This is a genomic window from Nakamurella antarctica, assembly GCF_003860405.1.
In the GTDB taxonomy this organism is placed as follows: Bacteria; Actinomycetota; Actinomycetes; order Mycobacteriales; family Nakamurellaceae; genus Nakamurella; species Nakamurella antarctica.
Genome location: NZ_CP034170.1, coordinates 1,802,965 through 1,822,317, shown reverse-complemented (window position 1 = coordinate 1,822,317; position 19,353 = coordinate 1,802,965). Strand labels below are relative to the sequence as shown.

Below are 19,353 nucleotides of genomic sequence, written 5' to 3'. Positions count from 1 at the left end.
TGCTGTCGCGGGAGGCCGCGGCAGCGCGCTTGGTTAAGCGTGAGAAAGATGAACCACAAGCGTGGGGATTATGTCGCTGAGCGACAAGAACGGTGGTCGGTATGACGGAGGAGATCCTGCGGGTTGGCGTCATTGGCGCCCGCGGTCGGATGGGCGCGGAAACGTGCGCAGCGGTGGATGCGGCAGGCGATCTCGATTTGGTCGCCACCGTCAATGGCGGAGACTGGATGTTCTCTCTTGCTGATGCTGGCTCGCAGGTGGTGGTTGATTTCACCAATCCGGGTGTGGTGATGGAAAACATCCGATTTGCTATCGATCAAGGCATTCACATTGTCGTGGGAACGTCCGGGATTACCGACGAACGCCTCGACACCATCCGGGGCTGGCTTGAGCACAAGCCGGACGTCAACGTTCTCATCGTGCCTAACTTCGCGATCGGCGCCGTGCTGATGGGCCGCATGGCTCGCGAGGCTGCGCGCTTTTTCTCTTCCGTTGAGATCATCGAAATGCACCACGCGGGCAAGGTCGATGCACCTTCGGGCACTGCCAACGCGACCGCACGGGAAATTGGTGAGGCCCGCACGGCCGCTGGCCTCGGCGCTATCCCCGATGCCACGGTGACCGATACGGGTGGCGCCCGTGGGGCTGTCGTCAACGGCGTGCACGTGCATTCCGTCCGTCTGCCGGGTTTGGTGGCTCATCAGGAGGTCATCTTCGGGAGCGAAGGCGAAACACTGACTGTTCGCCACGATTCGCTGCACCGCAGTTCCTTCATGATGGGGGTACTGCTGGCGATCCGTGCGGTCTCGTCGCGCCCCGGCCTGTCGGTGGGCCTCGAACCGCTGCTCGGTCTGGACTGATCGTGATTGCCTCGGGGAGCCAGCTTTGAAGGCCAAGATCACCGTTGGTGTGTTGACCGTGGTACTCATCTTGTACTTCGTGTTGATCGGCGACAAAGCACTAATCTTTATCCGCGAAGGAACGGTTGTCGGATGGGGTCTCGCGGTTGCGGCAGTGTTGCTCCCCATTGTCGGCGCCGTTCTCCTCGCTTTCGAATTGCGATTTGGGTGGCGCACGCAACATATGGGCCGCGAGTTGGCGGCGCAGGGCGGTTTGCCGGAAGCGTCGGACCTCCCGACCACGCCATCCGGGCGGATCGACAAAAAGGCTGCCGCAGAGCGTTTTGACGTGTTCCGCCATGAGGCTGAGGCCGCCCCAGATGACTGGCGCAGTTGGTTCAGGCTAGCGGACGCCTATGACGTGGCTGGAGACCGCAAACGGGCGCGCGGTTCGATGCGGAAAGCCATCGAACTGCGCTACGCCAAGGAGACTTCGTAGCCGCAGCGCGAGAACGCTGAGTTTCCTACTTCTTAACCAACGGCGAGGTCCAAGCTCCCCACCCACAGAACCTCACGCATCTGCGTCTTGCCAGTGTCGAGAATTCTTGCCTCGCCGGACTGCTGCCACCCGATGGAACCGACAAAGCTCGCGGTGGCAGCATCGGTCTCCGGTACCCACCACTGGCCGTCGCTGGCGCCAAGAGCGCGTAAGTACCCCGCTGCGGCAGCGACGAGACGCCCGCCGTGCCCGCGTCTGGCCCACGCTGGGCGTACGTACAGGACCCGTATTTCGCCCACGGGCGCCGTGATGCCCAGAGGGTCGTCGTCGGAGGAGGCCAGCAGGGCATGGACAAATCCCGTCATCTGCCTGCCTTCGGCGGCGACCTGAACTGCGCTGCGGTCCGCGCTGAGCGCTTGCGTCCACGCGCTGGCGAGGGTGGCTGGCGGCAGTTCGAGAGTCTGAGCAGGTAACAGATGCGCGAACGCGGCCTGCCAGATCTCCAACTGAATACTCGCAATGGCGAGCCCGTCGCCGGCGATGGCCGGCCTGACCTCTGCTTGCGCCATCGGGAGCGTCTCGCTTTCATTGAAGGTTCGTTGCGGTGCTGACTGGCAGCTTAGGGCCAAGCCCGTGACGGTAGATGCACCGGTGGGCTCAGGTGAGCCGATCACGGTGGCGGTGGGGGCTGATCGGAGACAGCGACTGCCGGTGAGGCGATACTCTCGGTCGGTGAGCACGCAGGGAATGAGCACGCAGGGAATGAGCACGCACAATCGGATGCCGGCAGGGGTCGCCGCAGGCCATCCCGACACCGCCCGGATCGGCCGGGCTGTGTTGGCCGCCGGCGGCAGCGCCGGTGATTCGGTGGCCGCGATGATCCTTGCGGGATGCGTATCGGAGACGATCTTCACCGGCCTGGGTGGGGGCGGATTCGCCACGCATTTCGACGCGCATTCTGGCGAGGTCACGTGCCACGATTTTTTTGTTGCCGTCCCTGGTCTCGACGGGTCCACACCTGCTGCTGGGCGGGGTATCTCGGTTAGTTTCGGTGGGGTAGCGGTCCCTTATGACGTGGGCGGCGCCACCGTCGCAGTTCCCGGCACCCCGGTCGGGGTGGAAGCACTGCACCGGGCGCATGGCCGGTTGCCGTGGGCGCAGGTGGTGATGCCCGCCCGCGATCTCGCTCTGACTGGTTCGAGTTTTGTTGCCGCGCACGCGGACCTGCTGCGGGATGTGGCGGCCGCCATGGTGCTAGGTGCGGGCGCGGACGCGTACGTGGTGGCAGCGCCGGATGGAAGCACAACATTGCTATCCGCCGACGATCAACTGATGCATATTGGCTTGGCTGCAACGCTGGACATCCTGCTGGAGTCCGGCGCACAAGGCCTGATGACAGGCGCGTTTGGGCATGCTTTCGTCGCCGCCGTACGGGAGGACGGGGGAGCGCTTTCGCTGTTAGATATGGCCAGCTACACATCACAGACCCGGAAGCCGCGAACCGTCGACTTTGGGGACGCCACCCTCCACCTGCGGGGAAATGATCTTGACGATGTTGCCGGCACGTTGGCCAGACTCGACAAGGAAGCCCTCCGCGCCGATGACGCTAGCCGAGCACTCGCCCTGGTAGCTGCATTACAAGGGCAGGCTGTCCGCAGCGACACCACCTCGGTGGTCGCAGTCGATAGGGATGGGAATGCCTGCGCCGCAACACATTCGCTGGGTCTCGGATCGGGCATCTGGGTAGCGGGCGTACACGGCAATTCGATGCTCGGCGAGGGAGAGCTGCTCCGTGGAGCGCTCGTTCCTGGAGAGCGGATGGGATCGATGATGTCGCCACTGGTTGCTACCAACGCACGCGGAGAGTTGGTATTCGCGGGGGGCGCGGCCGGCGGTAGCCGGATCCGCGCCGCCCTGTTGCAGGTTTTGGGCTCTGTACTGGTTGAAGGCATGGAGTTGCCCCAAGCGATCGCCCGACCGCGACTGGCCGTCGGCGGTTCCACGGTGCACCTCGAGCCCGGGTTCGCGCCCGGGGTCGCCGAAGCCCTCGCTGCTGCCGCCTACGACGTGCGGCATTGGGATGGGGCGAAACCCTACTTTGGTGGGGTATCCGCCGCTAGCGTCACCGGCCCCAGTGCCGACCCGCGCCGGGGCGGACTCGCACTTTTGCTGTGAAGTCGCGCCACCAACGTGCAGTCATGCCACGTTCGCGCTGGAGCTCAGCCGGATGTTGCCGGAGTGGGTCCGCGCCTGAATAGAAATCTCCGCATCATCAAGAAGATCGGAGAGGTCAAAGTCGCTGTTCACGGCGCCGTTGGAGCTGATCAGGTCCACCTGCGCCCGAGTGCCGCTGCGAACTCCGATAGAGATTTCACTCGATACGCCAACAATCTCGCTCCGGCCGCCGCATACCTGCGAAAAGATGACGTCTCCGGAGACGCTGCGCACCGTTATGTCACCCTCGGCCCTGTCGAATTTCACATCCCCGCTGGTGGTGACAACGGTGGTGTTGCCGCCCACGAAGCCCACTCGCAGCTTTCCAGACACGCTCCGCAGATCGAGATCGGCGCCTAGTCGCTGCACCGAAACCCCGCCTGAGGTCGTCTGGATGACGGCGTTCCCGGCTACCTGATCAGCGTCGATCCGCCCAGAAGTGCTGCGTGCCTGGAGAAGATCCGCACGTCCTGAGATGCTGACGTCTGCAGATTCGCTGTGCACTCGAATGCTGGAGTTCATGGGTGCGGTGACCCTGACGCTGAAGGCCTGATGCCCGATGGAGCGTGCGGCAGCGGTGTCTACCACCAGAACGCCAAGTTGCGTCGCGGGAGCAGCCTCGGCGCTACCAGCACGGGAATCAGCGTTACTAGCTTCGTGGAACACCACCGTCGCTCTTTCTGCGGGATCGGTGTCGTTTCCGGAATTCGGGGCGAACGGGGAACTCGGGGCCGCTCGGCCGCCCCAGCGGCTCATGGTCTTCACCATGTCTTCCAAGAAGCCGAGTCCTTGAACACTCGGGCCGACAAGAATGATCTCCACTGTCGTCATGGAAACCTCGGCGAGATTAATCGTGATGTCGCCTGCAGCGTTCCGGATCTCGCAGAAGATGGGAGCGGGGGTGAGGAATGATTTCACTACCGGGTTGACCATCGGGCACTCATCCTTGAATAAAACCAGTGAAGGAAGAGCCCGATTTCCCGGTCCGACCGGTGTCTTTCGAACGTTGCGGACCCTTGATCGAGTCGGCTACTGCTCGCGAGATAAATGAGTTGAGCGAGAGGCCCTGGTCGTTGGCGGCCCGCTCCGCCTGGAGCTTGAGTTCTTGGAACATCCGGACGGTGGTGCGGGAGAGATCGCCTCCCGCTTCGGCGAATGCCCGCGAGAAGTCAAGGGGATCCGTCGAGGCTTCTTCATGCTTGGGTGTTTCGTCAGCGGAGGGACGACGCTCGACGGCAACTCGGACGTCCCGTCCCTGCAGGCGTACTTCTACCGAGGTGTCCGCGAGCTGTGCGGTGACCTCGCCGGCGAAATCTGCGAGGGCATTGAGAATGGCAAGACGGGCAGCTGGTTCGATGGCTGCCGCCAGAATGACGGCGCTGTGCCGGGTAGTTTCATCACCTGCGGCGGCGGCGGAGAGTAGGTCGTCGCGCAGGGCTTGTGTGTATTGGGAGAGGTCCATGACACCACTATGACATCACTAATGACGTCGTGCAAGAGTGTTTTTGCGCCATTTGCATTCGGAGTGACGTCATGTGTGACGCCGTCGGCGCTGGTACACCCTGGGTGAGCTGATTGGGTGGCCATGCCCTTCGGCGGCCGATACTGTCACTGTCATGACCCATGCTTCCGATACCTCTCCCACAGCCGGCAAGTTTTACCACCTCCTGAGTGATCAAGTTCGCAACGAGTTCACGGCGAGTCAGCAGTACATCGCTATTGCAGTCTGGTTCGACTCGCACGACCTGCCGGAGCTGGCAAGCCATTTCTATGCCCAGTCGGTGGAAGAGCGCAACCACGCGATGATGCTGGTGCAGTGGATGCTCGACCGCGACATGCCCGTCGTGATTCCGTCAGTGGGCGAGGTAATCAACGAATTTGCGAACATCGTTGAGCCGATCCAGTTGGCGCTCTCCCAGGAGCATGCCGTAACCGAGCAGATTAAGGCACTCTTCGGCGCGGCCCGAGCAGAATTCGACTACCTGGGCGAGCAGTTCATGCTGTGGTTCCTGAAGGAACAGGTGGAGGAAATCGCCTCCATCACAACACTTTTGACGATCGCGCAGCGCGCTGGCGACGACTGGTTTGACGTAGAGACCTATCTCGCCCGGGAGTCGCTCAATGCTTCCGTACCCGATGCGGACGCGCCCTCGGCCGCGGGCGGAGCGCTGTAACCTACCCTCGAAGGTATGAACACTTCTTCTGTGAACTTGGCCCAGTCAGAACGTGCACTCCTAGCCGACCTGTTCGACAAGGTGGGTCCGGACCAGCCGACGCTGAACGCAGGTTGGCAAACTTCTGATCTGCTTCTGCATCTTTTAATGCGAGAGCGTCGACCCGACGCGGCAATCGGGATGTTTGTGAAGCCATTTGCGTTCTGGACGGCCCGAGTGTCGCGCGGATACGCCACGCTGCCGTGGACCGAACAAGTAGAGATGTTTCGAACGGGACCCAAAGGCCTCAGTCCGATCAGGATCGACGCCGTGGATAAGGCGATGAACTCCGGTGAATATCTTATCCACCACGAGGATGTTCTCCGCGGTGCGAAGAACTGGCAGCCGAGGGAGTTCGACGAGGCGACCACGGCCGTCATCGTCAAAATGTTGACCTCGCCCCCGTTTAGCTGGGGCTTTCGCAATCATGGAGTGGGCATCACCGGGCGACTACCGGACGGCAGGCCGCTGACACTGCACTCTGGAGAACCGCATGTGGTGTTGCACGGCGCGCCGGTGGAGTTGCTGTTGTGGGCGAGTGGCCGCCGCACGGAATGCCACGTGCGACTCGAGGGCGATCCGGATGCTCTGGCCACGCTAGCGAAATCCCTTGCAAAGAGCTGATGGCCCGCAGTTGTCGGCAGCTGGAGGCCGGTAGATTCTGGCGCCGTTGGCACCCATGCCGCAAAAGTTTGCAGCGGGCGCTCGTTACCGAACCAGTGTTTGCTGGGCACGGCGCGGCGGTTTTTAGCCTGAGCCAATCCCGGTAGCGTAAGGGGCTATGACAACCCTGCACGCGGGTCCCGCAGGCCGCCCCGGTCATCCTTTTGGCACCACGTTGACGGCGATGGTCACTCCGTTTGACTCCGATGGCACCCTTGATCTCGCTGCCGCTGCCGAATTGGCCACGTACCTGGTGGACCATGGCAACGACGGTCTGGTTCTCAACGGGACCACCGGCGAGTGCCCGACCACTACCGACGCCGAAAAGGTGGCGGTGATCAGAGCGGTCGTAGAGGCGGTGGGCGATAGGGCCACCATTGTTGCTGGCGCAAGCACCTACGACACCGCGCACTCCCTGACGCTCGCGCAGCAGGCTGCAGCCGCGGGCGCACATGGACTGCTGCTCGTGACCCCCTACTACTCCCGCCCACAGCAGGCTGGGCTGATCGCGCACTTCAGCGCCATCGCTGACTCGACCGAACTTCCCGTAATGCTCTACGACATCCCGCCGCGTTCGGTCGTCGCGATCGAGGTCGATACCCTGTTGCGGCTCAGTGAGCACCCCCGAATTACCGCCGTCAAAGACGCCAAGGGCGACCTATACGCAGGTTCTCAGGTGATCACGCAGTCCGACTTGAGTTATTACTCCGGAGACGACAACCTCACCGTGCCGTGGATGAGCGTCGGAGCGGTGGGCGTAGTCAGCATTTTGGCCCATGTACTCGGAAACAACATCAGAGCAATGGTGGATGCGGCGAATGCGGGCGACTTCACCTCGGCACGCACGTGGCATAACGCGATGATGCCCGGACACCAGGCGATGGGCCGCTGCGGCGGCGGCGCCGGATTAGTTTTTGCAAAGGCAGCCCTGAGGCTGCAGGGGATGGATGTCGGGGACCCCCGACTGCCCCAGATCCCGGCCACCCAAGGCCAGATCGAACTCATCGCCAGTGACCTGGCAAAGATCGGAAAATCTGTATGAGCTCGTCGAGCAACAACGCACGAGGAAATAACTACCAGAACGCGCCGAGCGCTCCGGTCAAACCGAAATTGGTGACACCGCCGAAGCTCGCTAAGGATGCACTGCGGATCGTGGCGCTGGGTGGGATTGGCGAGATCGGCCGCAACATGACGGTCTACGAATACCGGGGCAAGCTCCTGATCGTGGACTGTGGCGTGCTGTTTCCGGAGGCGACCGAACCCGGCGTCGACCTGATCCTGCCGGACTTCAGCTACATCGAAGACCGGGTTCAGGATATTGAAGCGGTCGTTATTACGCACGGCCACGAGGACCACATCGGGGCGCTGCCGTTTTTGCTGCGCCTACGCCGTGACCTCCCCGTGCTCGGCGCGACGTTCTCCAATGCGTTAATCGCCGCGAAGTGCAAGGAACACCGGATCAACCCGAAGCTACAGACGGTCCGCGAAGGCGATTTGCTGTCCGTTGGAGCCTTCGACCTGGAGTTCTTCGCGGTCAATCACTCCATCCCGGATGCGCTGGCTGTGGGAATCCGCACCCCAGCTGGCACTGTGCTGCATACCGGCGACATCAAACTCGACCAGTTGCCACTCGACGGCCGGCTGACTGACCTGGGCGGTTTCTCCCGTTTCGGCGAAGAAGGTGTCGACCTCTTCATGGTCGACTCCACCAACGCTGAGGTCCCAGGTTTCGTTGCGCCCGAGCGCGAAATCGGCCCCGTCTTGGACCGCTTCATCGCCTCGGCAAAGCAGCGTGTCATTGTCGCATCCTTCGCCTCCCACGTTCACCGGATCCAGCAGGTGGTGGACGCGGCGCAGCGGCACGGTCGCAAGATCGCGTTCGTGGGCCGGTCGATGGTCCGCAACATGCAAATCGCCCAGGAACTCGGCTTTCTGACGGTGCCTGATGGCCTGATCCGGTCGATGGACAAGATTTTGGACCTCGCACCGGACAAGGTGGTGTTGATCTCCACAGGTTCGCAGGGGGAGCCGCTGTCGGCGCTGTCCCGGATGGCTCGCGGCGATCACCGCCAGGTCAACCTGGTGGCAGGCGACACCGTCATTCTCGCCTCGTCGATGATCCCCGGCAACGAGACCTCGGTCTTCACCGTCGTCAACGAATTGGCGCGCATCGGCGTACAGGTAGTTCATCAGGGCATGGCGAAGGTCCACGTCTCCGGACACGCGTCGGCCGGCGAACTGCTGTACCTGTACAACGCTGTGAAGCCCAAGAACGTGATTCCGGTACACGGCGAATGGCGGCACCTGCGCGCCAACGCCGCGCTCGCCGCGCTGACGGGTGTTCCGAAGGACCGGATCCTGATGGCGCCCGACGGGGTTGTCGTCGACCTGATAAAGGGCAAGGCGTCGGTGGTCGGAATGATCGAGGTCGGCCACGTCTACGTTGATGGAAACTCGGTCGGCGATGTCGGAGACGCCACACTTTCGGATCGACTCGTGCTTGGCGAGGGCGGCTTTATCTCCGTCACCGTAGCGATCGATGCTACGACCGGCCGGGCAGTATCTCCGCCCACCGTTTCCGGGCGCGGATTCTCAGACGACCCCAACGCGCTCGACGCCGTGGTGCCGCTAGTCGAGATGGAACTCGCGCGGAGCGAAAACGACGGAATCGTTGACCCGCATCGCATCGCTCAGGCGGTGCGCCGCATAGTGGGCCGCTGGGTGGGCGACACCTATCGTCGTCGCCCGATGATCATCCCGACCATCATCACCGTCTGATGATCTACCACGTGACGTTGGCTTCGGACTGGAAACAGTCCGAAGCCCTAGGGCGCCATGCCATTTCGGGCCGCGGGATGACCTTGGAATCCGAAGGCTATCTCCACTTCAGCTACTCCCACCAATTGCCAGGGGTGCTGCAGCGGTACTGGGCGAGGGTTACCGAGCCCGTGGTGTTGCTGACGGTGGACCCCGACCTGCTGGATCTGCCGGTGGTTGCCGAGAACACCTCTGGTGGCACCGAATTGTTCCCGCACCTTTATGGTCCGCTTCCGCTGGCTGCAGTAGTGGAAGTGCGCCAGTTGGCGATCAACGCCGATGGGGGCGCTCAGCTCTGAACTGTGGGCCCGTATCTTGGTTTGCCCTGTCACGGTTTGCCCTGTGACGGTGTGGCTTACGAGACCAGTGGTACTGGTGGGATTAGGCTTCGGCCATGGCCGGAAAGAGCACCACACCCGCACGCCCGCGGACCCCCGCAGCAGCCAAACCCCGCACTCGGGCGAGCTCGGGAGGCACTTCTTCTACCGCGCCACGCCGATCGACTGCTGGCGCCGGAGCAAAGGCCAGCCCTCGTGCATCTACCGGACGGACCACCGCCAGCCGTCGGCCAACACCTGTCCGCACCGGCCCATCGCCCGTGCTCACCACCGTGCGAGCGCTCGGGCGCGCTTGCGCCGCTATCTGGCGCTTGATTGCTCGCGGTCTCGGTGGCTTGGCCCGCGGCCTAGGGCGGGGCGCAGGAGCGGCTCGCGACCTCGACCCCGCTCACCGACGCGATGGCCTCGCTCTAGGGCTCGTGGCAGTGGCCATCATCACAGCGCTTGGAACGTGGTGGGGCGGAGCTGGCCCGGTCGGTCGCCTCGTCGATGACGCTGTCCGCGTCTGGATCGGCGCCGCTGCTGTCGCTTTCCCAGTGATGCTGCTGGTACTTGCCGTGGTGCTGATGCGAACTGTTGCACACCGTGAGCACCTTGCCCGGCGCGTCATCGGATGGGCCGCTATCGGCATCAGCACTGTTGGCTTTTGTCATGTCATCGCGCTGATCAACGCTGAAGATCCGGTGCCCCCGGCCGCCGCACTGCGAAAGACTGCCGGCGGCGTCCTAGGCTGGCTGATCGGACAGCCGCTCTACGCCGGACTCACCGTCGTTCCCGCGATCTTGGTACTGGTGTTGCTCAGTATCTTTGGCCTCCTGGTCGTCACGGCGACGCCCGTCAAAGAGGTGCCAGGCCGTTTCTTGGATGCCTACGACTGGATGCGGGGCTACCGTCATCGGCCCGAAGAAAATAGCGACAGCGTCGATCGAGACCAGCGGCCGCAGGATTCCGACGAGTTTGAGCCTGTCGACGGATTCGACGAGGAAGGATATGCGGGACGAGGAACTCCGTCCTACGCGCCACTACCAACAGAGCGAATCGGCCGAGCAGCCCGTACCCGGCAGGCTGCCATTGCTGCTTACGAGCCGGAATCTGATTCAGAGCCCTACCAACACGACGACCCCGAAACCCCGACGCTGGTGTTGCCCAAAGTGCGGCCCCGTGCAGCTATCCCGGCCCCTGCGATGGCCATTCCGGCTTCCGCGATGCAGGCGGAGGACACAGCCGCCGAAGCCGTTCAGCTCTCGCTCGATCGCGTCGTTGAAGGGGACTATCGACTCCCACCGTCGACGATCTTGAAGCTCGGCGCTCCGCCGAAGACACAGTCGGCTGCTAACGATCAAATGATCGAACGGTTGACGACCGTATTCGAACAATTCAGCGTCGATGCGCGGGTCACCGGCTATCTCCGAGGCCCGACCGTTACCCGGTACGAGGTGGAGCTTGGTCCCGGCGTCAAGGTCGAAAAGATCACCAACCTGGCCCGCAACATCGCGTACGCGGTGGCGTCGGAATCGGTGCGGCTTCTCGCACCCATCCCTGGTAAATCCGCGGTCGGTATCGAGGTCCCCAACACGGACCGCGAGATGGTGCGCTTGGGAGACGTCTTGGCCGACCCCAACGCGCGCAAGGATCACCATCCGCTCGTCATTGGCCTCGGCAAGGACGTCGAGGGCGGCTTTGTGACGGCGAATCTGGCCAAAACCCCGCACCTTCTCGTCGCGGGTGCCACGGGCTCCGGCAAGTCGTCATTCGTGAACTCCATGCTGGTGTCGTTGCTGCAACGGGCGTCCCCGGCCGAGGTCAGGATGATCCTGATCGACCCGAAGATGGTCGAATTGACGCCATACGAAGGCATCCCGCACCTGATCACGCCCATCATCACCCAGCCTAAGAAGGCTGCTGCAGCCTTGGCGTGGCTGGTGGAGGAGATGGAGCAGCGCTATCAGGACATGCTCGCGCACGGGGTGCGGCACGTCGACGACTTCAACCGCAAGGTGCGTAATGGCGAAATAACTGCGCCGCCCGGCTCGGAACGGGTCTACCGGCCCTACCCCTACATCCTCGGCATCATCGACGAGCTCGCCGACCTGATGATGACGGCTCCACGGGATGTTGAGGAGGCCATCGTCCGGATTACCCAAAAGGCGCGTGCGGCGGGAATCCACTTGGTACTCGCGACGCAGCGGCCCTCGGTGGATGTGGTGACGGGCCTGATCAAAACCAACGTTCCGTCACGGCTGGCGTTTGCGACGTCGTCGCTGACGGACTCTCGGGTCATCCTTGATCAGCCTGGCGCCGAGAAGTTGATCGGCATGGGCGATGCGCTATACCTGCCGATGGGTGCGGGTCGGGCAGCTCGAATCCAGGGCGCCTACGTTTCGGATGAGGAAATCGCCGAGGTAGTCGAGTTCACCAAACAACAGGCCGCCCCGGACTACACCGACGGCGTCACCAAGGTGAAACAGGATGCGTCCAAAGCGGTGGACCCGGACATCGGCGACGACCTGGAAATTCTGATTCTCGCGGTGGAACAGGTAATCACCTCTCAGCTGGGCTCAACATCAATGCTGCAGCGCAAGCTGCGATTGGGATTTGCCAAAGCCGGTCGCCTGATGGACCTGATGGAGAACCGAGGCATTGTCGGACCGTCGGAGGGGTCTAAGGCGCGCGAGGTACTCGTCCGGCCGGACGAGCTGGACTCGATCATGTTCATGTTGCGCGGTGGCACCGAAGCCGACGAGGGTGTCCCCGACCTGATCGACTAGCTTCTCAGCTCACTGGCCACCGGGCTGTTCGGGCAGGGTGTACCGAGCGATCCGCTGCTGGCCCCATCCGAAGCTGGTTTCGCACACCCAGTCCTCGAGTTGGCTGGCAAGGTGCTGAGCCATTGCCGCTGCCTCAGCGTATTCGGGCTGCAAGTCCGCGCTGTGCAGGAATATTGAAACAGAGTCATCGCGAGATTCCAGGTGGACCCAGACTTCTCGTCCATCCCGGTATACGAGAAGTCCCTGCAACTCCTGCGGCGAGAGCAAGCTGGATACGACAGGGTCGACGATCCGCGTCCTGATCGATGCCAGCCCGACATCGCTGCGGTCGGTGTCTGCCGCGGTGAGCCACTCGGGCGCGGCGTCAAGGCGTCCCTCGCCGGGAGCATCGAAGCTGATACTCAGCGAACTGAAGTATGCGCTGCCGGGTTCCGTCATATGGTCCTCTCCGGATGGTCCCGCCAGGACGCGATCGCGTTGCGGGTAGCACCCGAAACTGATCCGGGGATGTCGTCCACCGGGAGCCACGCTAGTTGATGGCCGGGTTCGGCGAGCCGCAGGGGCGCCCAAGCCTGCAGCAGACAACCAAAGGTGAACTCCTGCACGCGTTGCGTATCCACGACCTCTATCGTGTGGTGCACTTCGGGGCCGACACTCACCTGCTGGCCGGTATTTTGCTGGACGAGCCGGCCCAGTGCTTGGGCGCAGTCCTCTGCGGGATCGGGTACTCCACCCGGCAAGTGCCAACTGTGCTCATCCTGAAGCGATGGGGCGGATTTTGCCAGCAGCACCTTGTCGCCGCGGAACACAACACCCGCCACTCGATGTGGAACGGCGTGCCGAGGGGACCTGGCTCTGAGCGTGTTTTTCATCGGTTCCTATTCTCTCAGCCCCAGTAGGTGAGGGCGACCCACAACCCCGTGACGGCAACGATGATGGCCGCGGGCGCGGTGGCGACCCCCAGCAGGGTAAACGTCTTGAGCGAGGGCATAGCGTCCTTAGACACTAAAACCCGGCGCCACAGCAACGTCGCCAGCGAGCCCGTGTACGTGAGATTCGGGCCAATGTTCACGCCAATCAGAACGGCTAGTACCGCGGCCGGAGCCGCAGGGTGCCCGAGAGCGGCGACCAGGAGAAGCGTTGCGGGGAGATTATTTACCACATTCGACAGCGCAGCTGCGAGTCCGGCGATCATTACCAGCGACCACCACGATGTTCCCGACGGCAGCAAAGCGGCTAGTGCGCTCTCAATGCCGTGGGAGGTGGCGCCCGCGACCACGATCGCTAGGCACGCGACGAATGCGATGAACGGCACGTTGATCTCACGCAGCAACGCGCGCGGGTGTGTTTCGCGGCGAAGCAACGCGCGAACGGCCAGCACGCTGGCGCCAGCAACGGCCACCCAGACCGATTCCACTCCCGCCAGTGGAGAGAGGCCGAACCCAGCGAGGATGGCGGCAAGGATAGCCAGGCAGGTGCGCGGCGCAGCGCGAAGTGTATCGGCCGAAACCTGTTGGGCCGCGGGCAAAGCAACCAGTTGCTGTCGAAAATATAGACGGAATACGGCGTACTCCACGAGCACCGCCCCCACCCACGGCAGCGCCATCAACGACGTAAAGCCGGCGAAAGACAAGCCGACAGCTTGGTAGGCCAACAGGTTGGTGAGGTTCGACACCGGAAGCAGGAGGGAAGCGGAATTGGCAAGATGCGCGCTGGCGTAGAGGGGCGGCGCGGCGGCGAACCGGAGCCGCTTCACCGTCACCAAGATAGCGGGAGTCAACAGCACGACGGTCGCATCCAAGCTGAGCACCGCGGTAGTGACAGCAGCGGCAATGAATACGCGCAAGAGCAGTCGCGCAGGGCGCCCGGCGCTGCGCACCCCGAGGATTCCACCGAGCCATTCGAAGACACCATCGCGATCGAGCAGGTGCGCGATCAGCAGTGTCGCCCCGAGAAAGATCAACGTCGGGCCCAGTTGGTGCACCGATTCCCACGCTTGCTGGGGACTGGCAATACCTAGCAACACGGTAGCGCCAGCCGCGGGGGCTGCGAGGACAACTTCTGGTAGGCCGCGCGGCCGCCAAAACGCAAAGCCCAGTACAGCCAACAACAACGCCACGCCCACCACGGACATAACCGCCGGCGACAATGCTGCCTCCTGTATGAAAAAGAACTACGTCGCTGGAGTACACCGCCAATGGTGTGCTCCAGCGCCGCAGTTCCGCGCTATCGCGACGTCAGATCAGGCCCAGTTCGCGGATTGCGTCGCGCTCCTCGACCAGTTCGGCAACAGAGGCATCGATGCGAGCGCGGGAGAAATCGTCGATCTCCAGGTCGGAGACAATCTCCCAGTCGCCGCCCGTGGAGGTGACGGGGAACCCGGAAATTAGGCCTTCGGGGATCCCGTACGATCCGTCGGACACCACACCGGCGGAGGTCCAGTCGCCCTCGGCCGTGCCATGCACCCACGAGTGGACGTGATCGATGGCGGCGTTGGCTGCGGAAGCGGCGGAAGAAGCTCCGCGAGCTTCGATAATTGCCGCGCCGCGCTTGGCCACCGTGGGGATGAAAGTGCCCTCCAACCAGTCGCGCTCAACCTGCTCGGCAATCGAGCGACCGCCGAACTGTGCGTGCACAAGATCCGGGTATTGGGTCGCGGAGTGGTTACCCCAGATGGTCATGTTCGAGATGTCGGATACGGAGACTCCGAGCTTCTGGGCCGCCTGAGCTAATGCGCGGTTGTGATCCAAGCGCATCATGGCCGAGAAGCGGTTTGCCGGGATATCCGGCGCGTTCTGTTGCGCGATAAGTGCGTTGGAATTGGCAGGATTGCCAACCACCAGCACTCGAATATCCTCAGCCGCACCATTATTCAGGGCAGCGCCCTGTGGCTTGAAAATGCCGCCGTTGGCCGACAGCAGGTCGCCGCGCTCCATACCTGGGCCACGGGGACGGGCGCCGACGAGCAGCGCGACGCTCGTGCCGTCGAACGCCCTGGTGGCGTCATCGGTGATCTCGATGCTCTCCAGGAGTGGGAAGGCGCAGTCGGTAAGTTCCATCGCAGTGCCCTCGGCAGCGCGCAACGCCGGGGTGATTTCCAACAGGCTGAGTTTGACCGGTGTGTCGAGCCCCAGCATTTGCCCGGATGCGATGCGAAACAGCAATGCGTAGCCGATCTGGCCGGCCGCGCCGGTGACAGTGACTTTGACCGGAGCCTTCGTCATGGATCCTCCTCCTTGAGGGACTTCGGAATTCTGGCAACCAGTTCCGGAGCAATTCGCGACGGGGTCGTTCCCCGCCGGTAGCAACAGCGACCGCTTCAGCGCGGCCGCTGGTCAATAAGCATGTCAGGAGACAGGGGCTCGCAATACCGACGAGGGCAACCTCACAGCAGCCTCACGGTCAAGCATCCAGAGCGTCCGTTTGATCCCGGTCGCCCCAGCTGCGGGAATGGCGATCTCGCCAGCCCCACCCAATGCCAACGCAACCGCATCTGCTTTGGATGATCCAGCTGTGATGATCCACACCTCATCGGAGGTACGAATCGTCGGCAGGGATAGGGAGATCCGTAGCGGCGGCGGCTTCGGAGAGTTCCGCACCCCGAATGCTGGCCGCGTCTCGTAGACGCCCGGATTCTTGGGGAAGACCGATGCAACGTGGCCATCGGGCCCTAGCCCCAGCATGGTGATGTCGAACCCGTTGCAGTGGTCGACCAGGTCGCTGTATGCAGCCGCAGCGGCGTCGAGATCGTCACCGTATTTGCCATCTGACGAGGCCATGGCGTGCACCCGATCTGGGTTGACCGGGACATGGTCGAGCAGCGCTTGTCGAGCTTGCTTTTCGTTTCTGTCCGGCGAGTCAGCAGGCACGAAACGTTCGTCACCCCAATAGAAGTCGACTCGGCTCCAGTCGATCGCGTCTCGGGCGGGGGAGGCGTTGATGCTTGCGAGCATCTCGATGCCGATAGTGCCGCCGGTCAACACCACGGACGGGATCCGCCCGAAGGATTGCAGGTCTACCAGTTTCGTCACCAAGCGAGCCGCCGCAGCCGCCGCCAATTGGGACGCGTTCGCGTGCAGCACTAATTGTGGGCTGACCATCACGCGCCAGACTGAGCGGCAGGCTTACGCGCAGCCCTCTTGGGTGTACTGGCAGCCTTCGAAGCTGCGGCTTGGGGTGCTGCGGCTCGGGGTGGCTTCCTCTGGGGAACCGCCGTCTTGGAGGGCGCAGCGTCCTCGGGCGCGTCCGCCTTTCGTCGGGCTGGACCGCCTCGTGTTGCGCGCGCGATGGAGCCGAGGGCCGTTGTTTCGCGCTTGCGGTCCTTTGCTTCTGCCAGATCCGTGCGGCGAGCGACAAAGTCGGCCGCCGACGGGCGGGGCTTGATGACCCGCGCTGGGGGCTGCGGTCCGTTGACTTTCGTGAGCCCCTTCTTCAGCACTTCTTCGTAAACCTCGTCGGCGTCAAGACGCCGTAGTTCTTCCGCGATGCAATCTCGCAAACTGCGACGCGGCAGCGAGAGGTGGCGGTCCGGCTGGCCCGGAGCCCCGAGAGTAGCGGTGTCGCTATCGTCGCGAGACAGGCTGAGTGGACCCGACTTACGGTTCAGCACCACACTTTGCATCCCGGCGCCCGCCTTCGCCTTGACACGCTTCACTGGCACCTTCAGCCTCAGCGCCAGCCAGCCGGCCAGTAGATCGGTAGAAGGTGAATCCGAGGCGCCAGCGACCGTGACCGACAAGATCGGTTCGTGCGGCGGCTGATCCAGCGACGCAGCCAGGAGGCCGCGCCAGGTCGTCAAACGAGTCCAGGCCAGATCAGTGTCACCCGGAGTGTAGGAGGCGGCTCTGCTGTTCATCGCGGCCAGCGGACGAGCGGCGGAAGCTGCGTCCGTGATCCGGCGGGCGGCGAGCTGGCCGATCGGGTCCTGCGCGGGGATAGCGGGCGCCGAACCCGGCCACCACACCACGACTGGAGCATCGGGCAGCAGCAGCGGGACGGTGGCCGAAGCGCCGTGTCCGGTCAGCTCCCCGAAGAGGCGCAACACAATGACTTCGCTCGCGCCCGCATCACCGCCCACGCGAATTTGTGCATCCAGCCGTGCGATGCCCCGCCTATTTCCTTTCGCGATCACGATCACGCGACAGGGATGCTCAAAGGACGCTTCGTTGGCCGCAGCAATGGCTTCTTCGGAAGCCCCCTCGTCGGTGACGATCACCATCGTCAACACTCGCCCGGTCGTGACCGCGCCGCCTTGCTCACGAAGGCTTACTAGCGACTTGTTGATTGCTGAGGTGGTGGTGGAAGGCAGGTCGATGATCATGAGGTCGCTCCTTTATCGCGAGCAGTAATAGCGAGAAGAAAACTCCGCGGCATCATCACGGTCGACGCCAGACGCGGCCATCGCGGGCCATCATGGCATCCGCAGAGGCGGGGCCCCAGGTACCGGACTGGTAGGAGTCGGGCTGGGTTCCCTTGCGGCTCCATGCCTTTTCGATCGGATCCAGGATTTTCCAGGACAATTCGACTTCTTCATCCTGCGGGAACAAGGATGGCTCGCCGAGCAGCACGTCGAGAATCAACCGCTCGTAGGCCTCGGGAGAAGCCTCGGTAAATGACTGTCCGTAGGAGAAGTCCATGCTCACGTCGCGGACTTCCATGCTCGGCCCCGGCACTTTGGAACCGAAGCGGATAGTGACGCCCTCGTCGGGTTGGACGCGGATGACGATCGCGTTGGCGCCCAGTTCTTCGGTGTCGGTATGGGAAAACGGCAGGTGCGGCGCGCGTTTGAAGACCATCGCGATCTCGCTGACCCGACGTCCCAGCCGTTTGCCAGTACGCAGGTAAAACGGGACCCCGGCCCATCTGCGAGTATCCACGAGAAGCTTGACAGCCGCGAAGGTTTCGGTGGTCGACGATGGCGAAATACCGTCCTCCTCCAAATATCCGACCACTTTAGCACCGCCCTGCCAACCGCCGGTGTATTGCCCACGGGCAGTAGAGGCCAGCAAATCTTTCGGGAGTTGCACCTGAGAAAGGACTTTCGTCTTCTCTGCGCGAAGGTCTTTGGGCTCGAACGAGACCGGCTCCTCCATCGCGGTCAAAGCGAGAAGTTGAATCAGGTGATTCTGGATGACATCGCGGGCGGCCCCAATGCCGTCGTAATATCCCGCCCGCCCACCAATACCGATGTCCTCGGCCATGGTGATCTGCACATGGTCGACGTAGTGGGCATTCCAGATCGGCTCGAATAGTTGGTTGGCAAAACGAAGCGCCAGCAGGTTCTGGACGGTCTCCTTGCCAAGGTAATGGTCGATGCGGAATACGGACTCCGGTGGGAACACCGAGTTCACCACCGTGTTGAGATCCTGCGCACTGGCTAAGTCGTGCCCGAATGGCTTCTCGATGACGACTCGGCGCCACTGATCCGGAGTATGGGCAGCGAGTCCGGAGCGGGCAAGTTGCTTGCACACCACCGGGAATGAGCTCGGCGGGATGGAGAAGTAGAAGGCATGGTTGCCGCCGGTGCCACGAGTGTCGTCCAGCTCCTTGAGTGTCGCAGCCAGCGTGTCGAAGGCGCCGTCATCATCGAAGGTGCCCTGGACAAAACGGAAGCCCTCGGCCAGGTGCCGCCAGACTTCCTCCGAGAATGGCGTCCGCGCATACTGTTTCACCGCATCGTGCACTACGGTGCCGAAGTCCTCGTTAGCCCAGTCGCGGCGCGCAAAACCAACGAGAGAGAATCCGGGCGGTAGCAACCCGCGGTTGGCGAGGTCGTAGATGGCAGGCATCAGTTTCTTGCGGGAAAGGTCCCCGGTGACGCCAAAAATGACAATGCCGGAGGGGCCGGCGATGCGGGGGAGACGTTTGTCCCGTGGATCGCGTAGCGGATTCGTCGTGACCGGCATGAGTGGTGGGTCTTTCCTGTTCGCAAGATTTACCCGCCCGGTCAGGGCGGGGGATGAGAGAAGCAGAGAGGTCGAGGACATCGGGGCGCCGACCGCT

20 protein-coding genes are annotated in these 19,353 nt (G+C 63.0%); 9 read left to right on the top strand and 11 right to left on the bottom strand.

What is annotated here, in order from left to right:
- Positions 1-101 precede the first annotated feature (101 nt).
- On the top strand, positions 102-860 hold the full coding sequence (gene dapB, locus EH165_RS07950; protein ID WP_124798992.1) for a 4-hydroxy-tetrahydrodipicolinate reductase: 759 nt from the start codon (positions 102-104) through the stop codon (positions 858-860).
- A gap of 25 nt (positions 861-885) precedes the next feature.
- Positions 886-1,338 carry a tetratricopeptide repeat protein gene (locus EH165_RS07945; RefSeq protein ID WP_124798991.1) on the top strand — a complete coding sequence of 151 codons (453 nt, stop codon included), beginning with the start codon at positions 886-888 and terminating at the stop codon, positions 1,336-1,338.
- A gap of 32 nt (positions 1,339-1,370) precedes the next feature.
- Here EH165_RS07945 and EH165_RS07940 read toward each other — a convergent pair whose 3' ends face one another.
- A complete protein-coding gene (locus EH165_RS07940) occupies positions 1,371-1,907 on the bottom strand; it encodes a GNAT family N-acetyltransferase (RefSeq protein ID WP_124798990.1) in 537 nt (178 codons plus the stop codon).
- A 193-nt stretch (positions 1,908-2,100) separates the two neighbouring features.
- Between EH165_RS07940 and EH165_RS07935 the strand changes: the two genes are divergently transcribed.
- Positions 2,101-3,513, top strand: coding sequence for a gamma-glutamyltransferase (locus EH165_RS07935; RefSeq protein WP_206425860.1), 1,413 nt, complete (start codon positions 2,101-2,103; stop codon positions 3,511-3,513).
- Positions 3,514-3,534: 21 nt separating this feature from the next.
- Here the strand turns inward: EH165_RS07935 and EH165_RS07930 are convergent, their stop codons facing one another.
- Together EH165_RS07930 and EH165_RS07925 are read right to left on the bottom strand one after the other, a co-directional pair.
- Positions 3,535-4,485: a DUF4097 family beta strand repeat-containing protein gene (locus tag EH165_RS07930; protein WP_124798989.1), complete on the bottom strand. Its 951-nt coding sequence runs from the start codon at positions 4,483-4,485 to the stop codon at positions 3,535-3,537.
- A gap of 7 nt (positions 4,486-4,492) precedes the next feature.
- Positions 4,493-5,014 (bottom strand): toxin-antitoxin system HicB family antitoxin, encoded by a 522-nt coding sequence (locus EH165_RS07925; RefSeq protein ID WP_124798988.1) that lies wholly within the window; start codon positions 5,012-5,014, stop codon positions 4,493-4,495.
- A gap of 154 nt (positions 5,015-5,168) precedes the next feature.
- On the opposite strand from EH165_RS07925, the gene EH165_RS07920 reads away from it, so the two are divergent.
- The 5 genes from EH165_RS07920 to EH165_RS07900 all read left to right on the top strand — a co-directional run bounded on the left by EH165_RS07920 (position 5,169) and on the right by EH165_RS07900 (position 9,544).
- On the top strand, positions 5,169-5,726 hold the full coding sequence (locus tag EH165_RS07920; protein ID WP_124798987.1) for a ferritin: 558 nt from the start codon (positions 5,169-5,171) through the stop codon (positions 5,724-5,726).
- A 15-nt stretch (positions 5,727-5,741) separates the two neighbouring features.
- Positions 5,742-6,389: a TIGR03085 family metal-binding protein gene (locus EH165_RS07915; protein ID WP_124798986.1), complete on the top strand. Its 648-nt coding sequence runs from the start codon at positions 5,742-5,744 to the stop codon at positions 6,387-6,389.
- A 157-nt stretch (positions 6,390-6,546) separates the two neighbouring features.
- Positions 6,547-7,470, top strand: coding sequence for a 4-hydroxy-tetrahydrodipicolinate synthase (dapA, locus tag EH165_RS07910; protein ID WP_124798985.1), 924 nt, complete (start codon positions 6,547-6,549; stop codon positions 7,468-7,470).
- Positions 7,467-9,206 (top strand): ribonuclease J, encoded by a 1,740-nt coding sequence (locus EH165_RS07905; RefSeq protein WP_164479159.1) that lies wholly within the window; start codon positions 7,467-7,469, stop codon positions 9,204-9,206. Before dapA ends, EH165_RS07905 begins: the two co-directional genes overlap by 4 nt.
- A gap of 11 nt (positions 9,207-9,217) precedes the next feature.
- Entirely contained in the window at positions 9,218-9,544 is a 327-nt protein-coding gene (locus EH165_RS07900) for a DUF952 domain-containing protein (RefSeq protein WP_239020482.1), read from the top strand.
- A gap of 82 nt (positions 9,545-9,626) precedes the next feature.
- On the opposite strand, the gene EH165_RS16155 is transcribed toward EH165_RS07900, so the two are convergent.
- Positions 9,627-9,851, bottom strand: coding sequence for a hypothetical protein (locus EH165_RS16155; RefSeq protein WP_239020481.1), 225 nt, complete (start codon positions 9,849-9,851; stop codon positions 9,627-9,629).
- Between EH165_RS16155 and EH165_RS07895 the strand changes: the two genes are divergently transcribed.
- On the top strand, positions 9,844-12,351 hold the full coding sequence (locus tag EH165_RS07895; protein ID WP_239020480.1) for a DNA translocase FtsK: 2,508 nt from the start codon (positions 9,844-9,846) through the stop codon (positions 12,349-12,351). The two genes, EH165_RS16155 and EH165_RS07895, sit on opposite strands and share 8 nt — an antisense overlap.
- 9 nt (positions 12,352-12,360) lie before the next feature.
- Here EH165_RS07895 and EH165_RS07890 read toward each other — a convergent pair whose 3' ends face one another.
- The 7 genes from EH165_RS07890 to zwf form a co-directional block, all read right to left on the bottom strand.
- Positions 12,361-12,789 carry a hypothetical protein gene (locus EH165_RS07890; RefSeq protein WP_124798982.1) on the bottom strand — a complete coding sequence of 143 codons (429 nt, stop codon included), beginning with the start codon at positions 12,787-12,789 and terminating at the stop codon, positions 12,361-12,363.
- On the bottom strand, positions 12,786-13,223 hold the full coding sequence (locus EH165_RS07885; protein ID WP_124798981.1) for an NUDIX domain-containing protein: 438 nt from the start codon (positions 13,221-13,223) through the stop codon (positions 12,786-12,788). Before EH165_RS07885 ends, EH165_RS07890 begins: the two co-directional genes overlap by 4 nt.
- 14 nt (positions 13,224-13,237) lie before the next feature.
- Positions 13,238-14,500, bottom strand: coding sequence for an SLC13 family permease (locus tag EH165_RS07880; RefSeq protein ID WP_124798980.1), 1,263 nt, complete (start codon positions 14,498-14,500; stop codon positions 13,238-13,240).
- An 88-nt stretch (positions 14,501-14,588) separates the two neighbouring features.
- Positions 14,589-15,575 carry a malate dehydrogenase gene (locus EH165_RS07875; RefSeq protein ID WP_124798979.1) on the bottom strand — a complete coding sequence of 329 codons (987 nt, stop codon included), beginning with the start codon at positions 15,573-15,575 and terminating at the stop codon, positions 14,589-14,591.
- Between the two features lie 123 nt (positions 15,576-15,698).
- Entirely contained in the window at positions 15,699-16,451 is a 753-nt protein-coding gene (gene pgl / locus EH165_RS07870) for a 6-phosphogluconolactonase (protein WP_124800394.1), read from the bottom strand.
- A complete protein-coding gene (gene opcA / locus EH165_RS07865) occupies positions 16,451-17,671 on the bottom strand; it encodes a glucose-6-phosphate dehydrogenase assembly protein OpcA (RefSeq protein WP_124798978.1) in 1,221 nt (406 codons plus the stop codon). Before opcA ends, pgl begins: the two co-directional genes overlap by 1 nt.
- Before the next feature lie 55 nt (positions 17,672-17,726).
- On the bottom strand, positions 17,727-19,256 hold the full coding sequence (gene zwf, locus EH165_RS07860) for a glucose-6-phosphate dehydrogenase (RefSeq protein WP_124798977.1): 1,530 nt from the start codon (positions 19,254-19,256) through the stop codon (positions 17,727-17,729).
- Positions 19,257-19,353 lie beyond the last annotated feature (97 nt).